13 protein-coding genes and 1 pseudogene are annotated in these 13,148 nt (G+C 71.2%); 5 read left to right on the top strand and 9 right to left on the bottom strand.

Translation table 11 applies throughout. The features are described from left to right. Nucleotides 1–17 precede the first annotated feature (17 nt). A complete protein-coding gene (locus AB0947_RS22470; protein WP_366752111.1) occupies nt 18–335 on the bottom strand; it encodes an ankyrin repeat domain-containing protein in 318 nt (105 codons plus the stop codon). 106 nt (nt 336–441) lie between these two features. Continuing rightward, nucleotides 442–1,722 (bottom strand): MFS transporter, encoded by a 1,281-nt coding sequence (locus tag AB0947_RS22465; protein WP_366752110.1) that lies wholly within the window; start codon nt 1,720–1,722, stop codon nt 442–444. A gap of 193 nt (nt 1,723–1,915) precedes the next feature. Here AB0947_RS22465 and AB0947_RS22460 point away from each other — a divergent pair, with 193 nt between their 5' ends. Then, entirely contained in the window at nt 1,916–2,266 is a 351-nt protein-coding gene (locus AB0947_RS22460; RefSeq protein WP_366752109.1) for a hypothetical protein, read from the top strand. A 331-nt stretch (nt 2,267–2,597) separates the two neighbouring features. Here the strand turns inward: AB0947_RS22460 and AB0947_RS22455 are convergent, their stop codons facing one another. After that, nucleotides 2,598–2,975, bottom strand: a complete 378-nt coding sequence (locus AB0947_RS22455) for a MerR family transcriptional regulator (RefSeq protein ID WP_366752108.1) — start codon at nt 2,973–2,975, stop codon at nt 2,598–2,600. A 75-nt stretch (nt 2,976–3,050) separates the two neighbouring features. On the opposite strand from AB0947_RS22455, the gene AB0947_RS22450 reads away from it, so the two are divergent. Then, nucleotides 3,051–3,779 carry an SDR family oxidoreductase gene (locus AB0947_RS22450; protein WP_366752107.1) on the top strand — a complete coding sequence of 243 codons (729 nt, stop codon included), beginning with the start codon at nt 3,051–3,053 and terminating at the stop codon, nt 3,777–3,779. An 814-nt stretch (nt 3,780–4,593) separates the two neighbouring features. On the opposite strand, the gene AB0947_RS22445 is transcribed toward AB0947_RS22450, so the two are convergent. Next, nucleotides 4,594–5,472: an alpha/beta hydrolase gene (locus AB0947_RS22445; protein WP_366752106.1), complete on the bottom strand. Its 879-nt coding sequence runs from the start codon at nt 5,470–5,472 to the stop codon at nt 4,594–4,596. Between the two features lie 137 nt (nt 5,473–5,609). On the opposite strand from AB0947_RS22445, the gene AB0947_RS22440 reads away from it, so the two are divergent. Further along, nucleotides 5,610–7,583 carry an AfsR/SARP family transcriptional regulator gene (locus AB0947_RS22440; RefSeq protein WP_366752105.1) on the top strand — a complete coding sequence of 658 codons (1,974 nt, stop codon included), beginning with the start codon at nt 5,610–5,612 and terminating at the stop codon, nt 7,581–7,583. Between the two features lie 429 nt (nt 7,584–8,012). On the opposite strand, the gene AB0947_RS22435 is transcribed toward AB0947_RS22440, so the two are convergent. Beyond that, nucleotides 8,013–8,702, bottom strand: a complete 690-nt coding sequence (locus AB0947_RS22435) for a restriction endonuclease (RefSeq protein ID WP_366752104.1) — start codon at nt 8,700–8,702, stop codon at nt 8,013–8,015. A 394-nt stretch (nt 8,703–9,096) separates the two neighbouring features. Beyond that, nucleotides 9,097–9,414: a metalloregulator ArsR/SmtB family transcription factor gene (locus tag AB0947_RS22430; RefSeq protein ID WP_366752103.1), complete on the bottom strand. Its 318-nt coding sequence runs from the start codon at nt 9,412–9,414 to the stop codon at nt 9,097–9,099. 189 nt (nt 9,415–9,603) lie between these two features. Here AB0947_RS22430 and AB0947_RS22425 point away from each other — a divergent pair, with 189 nt between their 5' ends. Continuing rightward, a complete protein-coding gene (locus tag AB0947_RS22425; protein WP_366752102.1) occupies nt 9,604–10,362 on the top strand; it encodes an SDR family oxidoreductase in 759 nt (252 codons plus the stop codon). 112 nt (nt 10,363–10,474) lie between these two features. Here AB0947_RS22425 and AB0947_RS22420 read toward each other — a convergent pair whose 3' ends face one another. Together AB0947_RS22420 and AB0947_RS22415 are read right to left on the bottom strand one after the other, a co-directional pair. After that, the gene (locus AB0947_RS22420; RefSeq protein ID WP_366752101.1) at nt 10,475–11,029 is read right to left on the bottom strand and encodes a dihydrofolate reductase family protein; all 555 of its coding nucleotides are present in this window, start codon (nt 11,027–11,029) and stop codon (nt 10,475–10,477) included. A gap of 89 nt (nt 11,030–11,118) precedes the next feature. Further along, nucleotides 11,119–11,838: a helix-turn-helix domain-containing protein gene (locus AB0947_RS22415; protein WP_366752100.1), complete on the bottom strand. Its 720-nt coding sequence runs from the start codon at nt 11,836–11,838 to the stop codon at nt 11,119–11,121. 205 nt (nt 11,839–12,043) lie between these two features. Here AB0947_RS22415 and AB0947_RS22410 point away from each other — a divergent pair. Next, a pseudogene (locus tag AB0947_RS22410) lies at nt 12,044–12,283 on the top strand (SAM-dependent methyltransferase); the annotation flags it as partial. 222 nt (nt 12,284–12,505) lie between these two features. Here the strand turns inward: AB0947_RS22410 and AB0947_RS22405 are convergent. Continuing rightward, nucleotides 12,506–13,129 (bottom strand): hemerythrin domain-containing protein, encoded by a 624-nt coding sequence (locus AB0947_RS22405; protein WP_366752099.1) that lies wholly within the window; start codon nt 13,127–13,129, stop codon nt 12,506–12,508. Nucleotides 13,130–13,148: the final 19 nt, after the last annotated feature.

Here is a 13,148-nt window from a genome sequence, read left to right as displayed (position 1 = left end):
CCGCCTACGCCGCCGCCTCACCCGCCGATGTGCCGTTGCAGCAGTCCGACTGCCAGGTCATGGCCGTAGTGAAGGGCCAGGTCCATAGGCGTTTGGCCGTCAGGCCCCGGAAGTTGCGGGTCAGCACCGAAGGCTAGGAGAACAGCGGTGGTATGCACAGTCAGCGGGCCGCCCCTCTGCAAGGCGCCATCGCCTTCAGCGTCGATGGCGTGCGTCAGGAGGGTCATGTTGTCGCATACCTCATCAGGGTCTTGTCCCTTGGCCGGCAGCTGAGCCAGGGTCTCCGCGTCCTCGTCCTCCACCGCTTGATGGGCTGGTGTCCAGGTGTTCTGCACGGTGGCATTCAACCGTTGCTGCACCAGCCCAGCCAGCGCATTCCCCCGTCTCTGATCACCCATTGAGATGACTTGCAAGCCGCGTCACCGCAGTGCCGTGAAACCGCTACGCGGGCGGACCGTCCGCGGCCGGGGACGGAACCGCTTCCGTCGCGGGCGCCGGGACATGCCCGGCGGCCATCCGTTCCCTCCGCCATGGCAGGAGCAGCGCGCTCGCCATGCACAGCAGGCCGGCGATGAGCAGGGCGCCGCGTGCCCCCGCTGCGGCGGCGATGAGGCCACCGGTGATCATGAAGGCGGCCTGGCATGTCTTCGAGCCGACGGACCAGGACGTGCCGACGCGGGACATGAACGCGTCCGGTGTGGCCGCCATGCGATACGTGGTGAACGACGGGTTGAAGACCCCGGCGCAGAAGAGCAGGCCGAAGTCGGCGGCCACGATGACGCACACGCCGAGGACACCCGAGGGCGTCAGCGGCAACAGGATCGTCCACAGTGTGCGTGCGACACCGGACAGCAGCAGAACGCGACGCTGTCCGAATCGCCGGGTGAGCAGCGGGGTCAGGCGTGAGCCCAGCACGCCGCCCACGCAGGGCAGCCCCAGGGCGAGTCCGTACTGCCACGGCGCCAGGCCCAGATCATCCAGCATGAGGACGGCCATCAGCGGCGAGGACATCATGATGGATCCGCCGAAGAGGAGCGAGTTGAAGAAGAGCGGTCGCAGTCCTGGGTGCCGCAGGAGGTACTGCCATCCGGCAGCGATGTCGCGGCCCAGGTGAGAGGTGACCGCGCGTTGCGGTGGCGCGGGTTCGGGCTGCCGGATGCGAGCGACGCCCAGGGCCGAGCCGAGGAAGGACAAGGCGTCGACCACCACTGTGGCGGCCGTACCCAGGGCTCCGATCAGAAGCCCGCCGACGGGCGGGCCGGCGCTGACGCTGATCCAGTTGGTGGTCTCGAACAGGCTGTTGGCACGAAGACGGTGCTCGGGCGAGACAAGTGCCTTCAGGTGCGCCCCGCTCGCCGCGTCGAACGCGACGGACGCGGCCGTCTGGAGAACGCCCACGGCACACAGCTGGGTGAAGGTGAGCCTGCCGAAAGCCATGGCGACCGGAATGCTCGCCAGCATCACGCAGCGGGCCACATCGGCGGTGATCATGACCGGCCGCTTGTACTGGTGCTCGATACGCACACCGAGCGGCAGAGCGATCACCGCGCTGGCCACCGCGGACAACGCGGCGAGCACGGAGACCTGGAACGCCGAGCAATCCAGCACCAGGAGGGCGATCAGCGGCAACGCCCCCATGCCGACGGCACTGCCCGCTGCGCTGACCGCGTAGGCGCCCCACAACCACCGGAAGTCCTGCCCGAGCGCGCTCCGCCGTACCAACCGAACCTCCTGGGGTGTGAAGGCGCTCAGCGTAGTGACTCTGACCGTCCACTACTGCGTGATCAGGCCATCACCTCACCCACCTCAGAGGTGAGGTCAGAAACAGGTACTCAGCTTGTCCTTTGCCCTTCAAGCGGTGTCAGGTTCGTCTCATGACGGCAGTCTTGTGGGGTCTGCGTCTAGGGTGTTGAGGATGCCGCTTGTCGAAGTGACCTACGCGCCCACGGTGCCCGAGCATCAGCTACGCGAACTCGGCTCGGTGCTGCCGCATCTGGTGTCCCTGGCCGTGGAGTGCCCCGAGGAGCCGTACGACGGCGAGTTGCGACCCGGGGATGTCGAGATTCGCTTCCGGCCGCTGAGCCCGCTGGACCGTAGTGACCTGACGGTGGTGATCGAGATCAAGTCGAAGTGGTCCGCCGGCAGGGAAGCCAACCGGCAAGAGCGCGTGGATGCGCTTCACGCGAACATCCGCGCTGCCACCGGGATCGTCGACCTCGGCGTCTACCTGTCCCTGCCGAGCGCCGCCTGGTCCCAGGGAGACTGATCACCCACACCGGACGGCATTGTCTCCCGGTACGTGTGTCTGACCGTGCGACGCGATGAGCTGTTGCCGGGGTCGTTGCGCGAGGGGGTGACGGCCGCGGTGATGAACGCGGCGGCGCCCATGCTGGATGAGCACGGGACCAGGCACATTAGGCCCGCGCAGGGGTGATCCCGCAGAGGCCACCGTTGGGCACGACCACCCGGTCGGGACGGGGTCGGGACGGTACCGACCAGGTGTGAGACGTCGAACGGCCCGGGCTCGTCCGCAGGGCGAACCACCGCAACCGAGACATCGAGGCCAGGCCGCTGGGGAGACATCTGGCCGGTCGCGTCTACGGGTGCGTGTCCGTGATCGCGATGACCTCGTCGAGGCGGTCCCGGGCGGCCTCCAAGTCTTCGATCTTGGCCTGGATGCGCTCGCGCTCGACGCGCAGCATGGCTCGTTGATCGGCGTCGGTGTGCCCGGAGTCCCAGCACGGAAGCAGTTCGGTGATCCTCCGGCTGGTCAGGCCGGCGGCGAACATCTGCTGGAAGAAGCGGACCAGAGGGATGGCCTCCTGCCGGTACAGGCGCTGGCCGGACGGGCTGCGCTCCGCGGTGAGCAGCCCCTGCTGCTCGTAGTAGCGCACGGCGCGCACCGAGACGCCGGCGCCCCGTGCCACCTCTCCGATGCGGATCAACCGCTCGGTCGCGTCCGCTGTGACAGACATGGTGATTCCTCTCACCCTGGCTCTGACGGTCGGCACTTGCCTCTGACGATAACGTCAGGTTTTAGCGTACCGGCCATGGATATCAACAACTCCGTCGCCCTTGTCACCGGAGCCAACCGCGGCTTGGGCCGCGCCTTCGCCCAGCGCCTGCTCGAACGGGGCGCCCGCAAGGTCTACGCGACGGCCCGCCGACCGGAGACCGTGGACGTGCCCGGGGTCGAGGTCCTGCCCCTCGACATCACCGATCCCGCATCCGTGAGGGCCGCCGCCGAGGCCGCCCCGGACGTGTCGCTACTCGTCAACAACGCGGGAATCAGTACGGGGACCGATCTGGTGACCGGTTCGCTGGATACGGTGCGGCGCGAGCTGGAGACCAACATGTTCGGCCACCTGGAAATGATCCGGACTTTCGCGCCGGCGCTCGCCAGGAACGGCGGGGGCGCGATCGTCAACGTCCTCTCCGCCATGTCGTGGTTCGGGGGCAAAGGCGCCGGTGCCTACCACCTGTCCAAGGCCGCCGCCTGGGCCATGACCAACGGCGTCCGCCTGGAGCTCGCCGAGCAGGGCACGCTCGTCACAGCGGTACACCTCGGCCTGGCCGATACCGACATGGCCGCGGGCTGGCCCGTGGACAAGATCGCTCCGCCGGACTTGGCCGACGCGGCGCTCGACGGTGTCGAGGCGAACTCCGCCGAGGTCCTCGCCGACCAGTGGAGTCGGGATGTCAAGTCCCGTCTGCCCTTGACGCCGGAAGAGTTCAACGCCGCAATGGACCGCGCCCTGGCGGCGCTGACGGCGGCCTGAGGGCTCCTCGGGCCGCACGGACTTCAGTCGGCTGCTTTCGCGTCGTGACCAGGCCTTCTCGTCGAGCAGCAGCAACTGCGTGACGTCGTTGCGGTTGCCGTCGGTCGGGCACACCGTGGGCGGGATGCCCTGCCCGTCGGTCAGGATGCGGATACTTGCCGCCCGGCCGCGCGCGGCTCAGCGGGGCTGGGCCCGCTTTCGGGCCCAGCCCCGCCGCCCGCACGCGGGAGGAGTCGGTCAATGTCCGCGACCAGCCCAGCTTCTTCACGGCTAGCGGATTCTCTCGTGCGGCGCCTGGCGTCCTGCTCGCGCCCACCCCGGCGGGCCGGGGCATCCGGCACATACCGAGGAACCCGCAGGCGGCGTCACACGGACCGGCCAGTGAACGCCCGCGGGCGCGGGCAGCGGCGCCGGGCGCACGCAGTGTGCACGAGGAGGGCGATGAGCGGGGGGCTCCCGGTATGCGCGGTTGTCGAGTCTTCGGCGGAGTCCGGGGACGCGCCGGGCAGAGGTTGCCGATCGGTCTGCCCGGAACGGGTGCCGCGCCCTCGCTGCCCCGGCCTGCCCGGAACGGGTGCCGCCCCCTCGCTGCCCCGGCCTGCCCCGCCCGCGAAGTGGAGGGGATGCGGAAGGGAACGGTCGTACATCCATGGTGCGCTGCCGCGCTCTGCTGAACGTCGCCCCGTGTTCCGGCGGGCCACAGCAGCGGCCGTAGGGAGGCGGCGGCCTCGTCAGCGGTCGCCGGATCGCGGGGCCGGTCCGGCGCCGGGAACGCGGGGCTCGCCCGCTGCCGGCCGTGGCCCGGTCCGCGGGCTCAGCGGAGCAGCAGGTCGCGGATCGCCCCCGTGATCTCGTCGGGCGCCTCCTCCGCCATGAAGTGTCCCGCCCTCGTGAGCCGGTGGTCCAGGTCCGGTGCCCACGCGTGCCAGATCGCGGTGGCGTCGTAGCCCAGTCGCACGCCCCAGTCCTGCTGGACGACCGTCACGGGCATGGCCAGCCGGGAACCGGCGTCCCGGTCCGCCTGGTCGTGTGCGACGTCGATGCCCGCCGAGGCCCGGTAGTCGGCGACGATCGACGGCACGGCCGCGGCGCTCGCCCGGAGGTACGCGGCCCGGACCTGTTCCGGCATGGCGGCGGGATCGCCGGCCCAGGCGTCGAGGAAGGAGCCGAAGTAGGCGTCGGCGCTGTTGGCGATCATCGTCTCCGGCAGCCCCGGCGGCTGCGCCATGAGGAACAGGTGGTAGCCGACCGCCGCCGGGACACCGTGCAGGACGTCCCACATGTCCAGCGTCGGCAGGACATCGAGGATGCCGAGGTGTGTGAGGGTCTCGGGATGGTCCAGCCCCGCCCGGAAGGCGACCAGGGCGCCCCGGTCGTGGCCGACCAGGGCGAAGCGCTCATGGCCGAGAGCCGCCGCCAGGGCGACGATATCGGCGGCCATCGTGCGCTTGGAGTACACCTCTGGGCCGGTGGCCGTCGGCTTGTCGCTGGCGCCGTAGCCGCGAAGGTCGGGACAGATCACCGTGTGCTCGCCGGCGAGCCGCTCGGCGACGTGCCGCCACATCAGGTGGGTCTGCGGAAAGCCGTGCAGCAGCACGACCGGGCTGCCGTCGCCGCCGACGGCGGCGGCCAGCTCCACTCCGTCCGTGCCGGGCAGGCGGACGTGGTCGAAACCGGGAATGGTGAGCGTCATGAAAGGCCCTTTCCTGGGGTCGGCGGACCGGTGGAAGCCCTGGTCCGAGGACTGACCGGATCAGCGTGCGCGACGGCGATCAGCAGCCGATCAGTACGCTTCGACGCCGCGCACCGGCGGCACGGAAGATGGAGGGCATGCGAATCGACGTGCTCGGTGCCGTGCGGGCCCTCCGGGATGACGGCACACCGGTGGACCTGGGCGGGCCCCGCCACCGCGAGGTCCTCGCCCGGCTCGTCGCCGCCGGGGGACGGCTGGTCGCCACCGACACCCTCGTGGACGACCTGTGGGCCGAGCCGCCGGTGCGCGCCGTGGGTGCGTTGCGCACGTTCGTCGCCGCGCTGCGCCGCGCCATCGAACCCGACCGGCCGCCCCGCACTCCGCCGCGCATCCTCGTCACGGAAGGCCCCGGCTACGTGCTGCGCCTCCCGCGCGACGACGTGGACGTCCACCGGTTCGAGGACGCCCTGGCCCGCGCCCGGCGTACCCCCGATGCGCTGACCGGCCTCGACGCGGCCCTCGCGGCCTGGCGCGGCCTCGCCTACGCCGACGTGACCGGCTCCGCCTGGGCCCAGCGCGAGCGGACCCGGTTGGAGGAGCTGAGGCTGGAGGGGGTGGAGCTGCGCGCCCGCCTCCTCCTCGACTCCGGTTCGGGAGCCGAGCTGGTCGCCGAACTGGGCGCCCACGTCACCGAACACCCCTGGCGCGAGCCCGCCTGGGGGCTGCTGGCCCGCGCACTGCACCGGGCGGGCCGGCAGGCGGACGCGCTGGCCACCCTCCGCCGCGCCCGCACGATGCTCGCGGACCAGCTCGGACTCGACCCTGGTGCCGACCTCCGGCGCCTGGAGACGGACATCCTCCACGGAGCTACGACGCTCCAGCCCACGAGTACCGCGAGTACCGCGTGTACCGCGGGTACCGCGTGGACCACGTGGCCCGCCGGAGTACGGCTCGGCCCGCGCACCACCGTCGAGCTGGCGCGCACCCTGGCCCTGGCCGGTGGTGACGCCCTCGTCCACTCCCGGCGCGACCGCCTCGCCGCCGCCCGGGCCGCGGAGCGCACCGGAGACATCGCCCTGACCGCCCGTGTCATCGGCGCCTACGACGTCCCTGCCCTGTGGAGCCGGGCCGACGACCCCGTGCAGTCCCGCGCCGTCGTCGCGGCGGCCGAACGTACGCTCACTGCGCTCGGTCCCGACGGCCCCGCCGAACTGCGCGCCCGGCTGCTGGCCACCGTCGCGGTCGAGAGCCGCAGCGCCGATGTGTCCGGCACCGAACGAGGGCGTGCCGGACAGGCGGCGCGCGAGGCGGAGGCGCTGGCCCGGGAGCTGGGCGACCCCGCCCTGCTGGTGTTCGCCCTCAACGGTGTGTTCCTCCAGTCCTTCACCCGGCCAGGGCTCGCGGCGGCACGGGACGCGATCGGCATCGAGATGCTCGACCTGGCCACCCGGCACGAGCTGTCGAACTTCGCCGTGCTCGGCCGGCTCATCCGCCTGCAATCCGCCTCCGCCCTCGGCGACCTCCATGCCGCGACCGCGCACGCCGAGGCCGCCGAGCTGCTCGCCGTCAGCACCGAGGCCTCTCTCGTGCCCGTCCTCACCGGCTGGTTCCGGGCCCGGGCAACGGCCGCCCGCAGCGCCGAACCGGGCGGACCGACCGCCGCCACGGCCGCGGCGCAGTACCGCGTCGCCGAGGACGCCCTCGCCGGGACGGCGGGCATGCCGGGACTGCACCGGGGCCTGTTCGCCCTCGCCCTCCTGGGTCTGCGTCTCCTGCACGACCGTCCCGCGCCCACCGACTCCGCCCTCGACTGGGGCCCGTACTGTCCCTGGACGCAGCCCTTGGTGCTGCTCGCCCGGAACCGGGCCGAGGAGGCCCGTACCGCCCTGGCCAGGGCGCCCGAACCACCTCCTGATCACATGCAGGAGGCGCTGTGGTGCCTGACCGCCCACGCCGCCGCCCGCCTCGGCGAGCGCCCGGTCGCCGCCCGCGCCGCGACGGCCCTGCGCCCCGCCCGCACCGAACACGCGGGCGGGGCGAGCGGGTTGTTGACCCTGGGGCCGGTGGCGCGGTACCTGGCGGAGGCGGAGGCATGCGCCCGCGGGAGGTGACCGGCATCGTCCGCGGATCCGCCGTCACGCCTGCTCCTGCCACCTGGGTCAGGCAACGGCGCCTCCGGAGCGGCCCGTTCACACACGTGCCCGAGAGAGGCCGTGAGCCCTTCCGAGCCCTAGCGGGCCGGGACTCCGACTCGGCGTCCCGGCCCGCCAGGGCAGCCGCCGGTCGCCGTCTGGTCGGCGCGGCGGAGATTCCGGAGGCAGCGGCAGCCCTCCACCGGCTCCTGCCGGACCGCAGCAAGCCTTCTCCTGCTCCTGCGCAGAGCCCGCGGCTGTCACGCGGCGGGCGGCACTGCTCACGCCGCCGCCCGCACCGAAGCCCAGGACCACGCCGATCGGCGGTGAACGCGCCACCTGCCAGGTCCGACGCGTCTTCGCCCTGCCCTTACCGACCCTGACCAGGCCACTGGTGGAGTGGGACCGTCAGGCGGAGGGGTGCCGGCTGGTGCCGGCGCCGCGTCCGCTCAACGGGATCAGGGTCTCCAGATGAGCGCCCCTCACCCAGGAGCCCAGCAGGTCGCGGTGCAGGGCCACGATGTCCTGCCGCACCGCCAGGCCCAGCGCGGCCTTCGTGAAGGCACGGCAGGTGGTGACGAACACGGCGACGTCGGCGCCGTGTTCGAGGCGGGCGGTGCCGACGAATTTCTGCATGTCCTGCGAGGACACACTGCGGTGCGGCGCGTACTTCTTGCACTGGACGACCAGCTTGCGGCCGTCGGCCAGGTAGCCGACGACATCCGCGCCCAGATCGCCGCTCCCGCCGCTCACGACGACGCTCGTGCAGCCGTCGCGCCGGCACAGATCGGCGACGTACGCCTCGAACTCCTGCCACGACAACGCGTCGACCTCGGCCATGGACAGCTCCCGCGCCCTGGTCTCCTCCTGCTCCCGCCACTCACGGTCCTGGCCGACCGCACGACGGTGCGCCCGCAGCAGCGCCCACCCGGCCCCGCCCACCACTGCCGCGGCGAGGACGGCCACCAGGACGGGCCACACCACCGACCAGTGCCCGGCCACCCACACCCCAGCGGCCACCGTCACCACCGCACCCCAGCCCTGCAACCGCCTGCGCGTCCGCTTCTTCAAACGTCGGCTCCGTCGACGTGCCGCCATCACTCCCCCGCTCCTCAGACCCGCGGCCCGGCCCTGGGCGCCGGCTGCCCTCGGCGTGTCCGGGGGCTCATCGGCCGGCGGCAGTACCGCCACGTTGACGGTCAGCACCCGTCCAGACCTCCCCCGCCGACCCGCCACCACTGCACCGGGACGGCGAAACGCCGCCCCGGCCTTCTTGTGTAGCCGGACCTTGGTGACGTTGGAGACGGGTCGTCTGCACATGGCTGAACTGACAGTGCACTGACCGGATCAGGTGTGCGGACTGCGGCACGTTGGTGCGGATCGTCGCGGTCGACGGGAGCCCACCCTCGCGGCGGCTGGCGGCGGGCACGTGGATCGGTGAGGATGCTGCGGGCCCCCAGCGGACGGGGCCCGAGCGCGCTGCCGACACCGGTCATCTCGCGCGTTCGGCTCTGTCTGTGGCCAGGACGCTGTCGAGTACGGCGGCGAATCTGTCCCGTGCTTCCTCGCGCAGGGACACGTAGCAGCGTGTGCCTTCCATACGTTGCCGCAGGAGCCCGGCGTCGCGGAGCACCTTGATGTGGTGACTGAAGGTGGACTGGGCGAGCCGCACATCGAAGTCTTGGCGTGTGTGTTCGTTGCCGTCCGCAAGGATGTTCATGACGTGGAGACGGACGGGGTCGCCGAGGGCGGACAGCACTTTCGCGAGAGTGACGGCTTCGAGATCGGGATGGGCCAGTTCTCTGGGCATGAGTCCAGCATACTTCGAACATCGACGATTATCGATTATTGTGGGGTGTGCGGCGCCGCCCAGGAACGTCTTGCGCTGCCTCGGCCGCGCAGGCTGCGCGACACCGAGGAGGGTGAAGCCGGGCGTCGAGGCCCGGCCGGGCTCTCGCCTCGGTCCCACCACCTGTCACCAGAGTGAGGAAGTACCGTCATGAAGCATGAGCCCACCTTCGACGGTCGTGTCGCGATCGTGACCGGCGCAGGCTCGGGGATCGGCCGAGCCACGGCGATCGCGCTGGCCGAGGCGGGGGCCCGCGTCCTCGGTGTGGGCCGCCGGGAGACAGCCCTGCAAGAGACCGCCGCCGTCAACTCCAACATCGCGACCCTCGCCGTCGACGTGCGCTCGGAGCAGGCTCCCGGCCTGATCATCGGCGCGGCGATCGACCGATGGAACCAGCTGGACGTGCTGGTGAACAACGCGGGCGCGACCGCACGCGTCTCCCTCCAAGAACTGACACGCGAGCGCATCACCGATCTGTTCGACCTCAACATCATCGCGCCCACCATGCTCGCCCAAGCGGCACTTCCCCATCTGCGCCGCAGTCATGGCTCGATCATCAACATCTCCAGCACCTACGGCCACCGCCCGCAGCCCGGCGCCGCCCACTACGCGGCTTCCAAGGCCGCGCTGGAACAGCTGACACGTACCTGGGCGCTCGAACTGGCCCAGGACGGGGTCAGGGTGAACGCCATAGCGCCCGGCCCGACGGAGAGCGAGGCACTGTCCGTGAGCGGTCTCACCGAGGAGGACGTGACCAGGGTCAAGAAGGAGCAGGCCGCACAGATTCCTCTCGGCAGGCGAGGTGAGCCCGAGGAAGTGGCGTCCTGGATCGTTCGCTTCGCCGATCCCACGTCGACCTGGCTCACGGGCCAGATCCTCACGATCGACGGCGGGCTGGAACTGGTCTGATCCGCATGCCCTGTCGGGGCTCCTGGCCCGGTTCCAGGTAGGTCTTCGTTGTCAGCCTCCCAAGGCACCGGCCGAGCCGGGAACTTGTCGACGTCCGGTGCCACGCGAAGGTTCAGCGTTCCGGGCGGTAGGTCACGATGATCACTCCGCTGCTCGTGGGCCGGGCCTCGACCAACTGGAGCCTCTTCATCGGGGCGTCGTCGGTGAACAACTTCTTGCGGCCCTCGCCGGCCACCACCGGGTGGATCAGCAGCACGAGTTCGTCGAGCAGGTCGAGTTCCAGGAGCGAGCGCACCAGCGTGGGGCTGCCCGCGACGGTGATGTCCTTGCCCTGGCCCGACTTGAGCTCGTTGACGGCGGTCGCGAGGTCGCCCCTGATCAGTGTGCTGTTCGCCCAGTCCTCGACGCTGTCCAGCGTGGAGGAGACGACGTACTTGGGCGACTCGTTGATCCACTTGGCGAAACCGGCGTCCTCACCGCCGGTGACCGTCGGCCAGTACCCGGCCCACTCGGTGAACGTCACCCCGCCCAGCAGGATCGTGTCGGCCGTCTCCAGCGTGCGGGCCAGCGCCGCGCCCATCTCCTCGTCGAACGCGAACTGCCACTCGTTGGGCGACTGCGCGACACCGTCGAGCGAGACGAACAGACCCGAGACAACCTTGCGCATGATTCCTCCATGAGTGCTTCCAAGGGGTTCTCCGCCCTCCCCGGCCGGGGCGGGGCGACCCGTCGGCCACGTCGGCCACGTCGAGGACATTAGGCAGGCGCCAGGAGCGAGGTCTTGTACAGAAGCGACAGCGGTTCCGTCGCGTCCGGTGCGCTCAGCTGGGTGGCGGTCCTTCCCACATACCGTTTCAGGGACCGCGCCAGGTGCGGCTGGTCGAAGTACCCCAGGCGGTGCGTGACTTCCGGGGCCGGCACGCCCTCCTGGATCAGCACCGCCGCCTGGCGGGCGCGGTGGATCTGCCGGATGGCGCCCTGGGTCAGGCCGGTCGCCGCGACGAAGCGCCGCTGCAGCGTCCGCTCGGACACGTCCGGGCCGGCTCCGCCGAGCACCGCGGGGACGACCGGGTCCACGTCCACGATGCCCTCGCGCACCATGCGGCGCACGAACGCCTCGGCGTTGCCGTAGTCGGGGACGTGCCAGGCCGACCCTTTCAGCCACAGCGAGCGCCTCGTCACGTCGGGGATCTCCGCGCTTCCGCCCACCAGCCGACTGACCGGGATGTGGGGCATCGACGTCCCCAGGGCGAAGCTGATCCCGAAGAAGACGGAGTCCTCCGGCACCGGGGCGAGCGACGCCTTCGCCTCCGGGCCAAGCACCGCCGCCTGCGCCTCGCCCCGGTGCTGCCAGAACACCAGTTCCCCATGCGACGTCGCCACGGACATCATCCGGCAGACGTCTTCACTTCGACTGCGCCACACCCGCTCGACGTACGCCAGCTCCGACGGTCGGCTCTCGATCACCAAGCCCATTACGGTCCCCCAGCTCCCGCTCAGGCCCCGGCCCGGCCATGGCGCGTTCCGTACCATCCTGTCAGCTCGCCGGCGTCTTCACATTCGGTCGACGGCAGTCTCCACGGCCGGTCGGAGGCGATGCGCCCCCGGGTGACGCCGGTCGGCGTGTCCACCGCCTGTCCGCGTGACGGCGCCCCTGGCGAGTCAGCCTCGTCCATCTCGTCCTGGCGGACGATTCGTCATCGAGCCGGTGCCGTCAATGCGGTTCCCGCCGCCCGGGCAGTTCGCGGTGCCGTTCGGCGTCGCCGAGCGGCATCTCGGCTTCGACACCTTCGAGCCGGTCGAGCAGATCCTTGTTTCGCACCACTTCACCCGCGACGGCGAAGACGGTCGCTGTCTCCACGGCAACTCCCGCCACCGGTACGCCTGGCCGGCGGAACTCGACCTGATGGCGCGGATCGCGGTGCTCGGGCCGGCCCTCATGGACGCCCTGTGCTGTCGGGGCGCGGCGCCGGCCGGGATCTCCCGTATCCGGGTGCCGGGGCCACCGGTGGCCGTGGCCGGGATCGTCGGTATCCCGATGCCGGGGCCACCGGTGGGCCCGGCCGGCGGTGGGCGCCGGGCCTCGGGGCCGACGACTCGCGAGCACCATGCCGCGGGCCGCCGATCGACCGAGATGGGTGCGTCAGCCCCGCACGGCGGCAAGCACCTTGGCCGCCTCGGCCGCCATCACCGGTGCCATCTCCAGGACGGTGGCCGGCAGCCCGGACATCATGGCGTCCAGCTCCTGCTGGGTGGCGAACTCGTTGACGAAACCGATCATCAGCAGTGCGCCCACGGGCGGCGTCGTGGAGACCACCTGCAGCGAGAATTCGTCCCACTGCTCAGCGGTGAGGTGTTCCCGCAGCGCCGGGAACAGCACCGGTTCCTCGTGCTCGAGGTGGCGGTGTACCAGGTCTCGCACGTCCCTGGCTGCTTCGGCCAGCGCGTCCCTGGGTTCCGCCGCGGGCACGGGGGCTTCGGCGAGTGCGCGGAGCTTCCTCTCGAGTTCCTCGTGTTCCTCGCCGAGGGCGACGAGCGGCGCGGACGAGCCTGGGGCGGTCGCCTCGATCAACGGCCAGAGGACGTGGTCCTCGCTCTCATGGTGGTGGTGCAGCGTCGCGACGAGGAAGTCACGAAGGTGTGTGAGGGCCTCCGGGTCGGCCGACCGGCTGTTCGCCGCGTCCGCCAGGAGGGCGCTGGCCCGGCGGTGCGTCTCGTGGGTGAGGCGGGTCTCTAGTACCGAACGGGGCTCCGCAAGTTGGTTCATGACTAAACTATATTCATCA

It is taken from the genome of Streptomyces sp. NPDC047841 (genome assembly GCF_040704085.1).
Lineage (GTDB): Bacteria > Actinomycetota > Actinomycetes > Streptomycetales > Streptomycetaceae > Streptomyces > Streptomyces argyrophylli.
The sequence above is the reverse complement of the archived record's forward strand: the minus strand, read 5'-3'. Positions and strand labels throughout refer to the sequence as shown.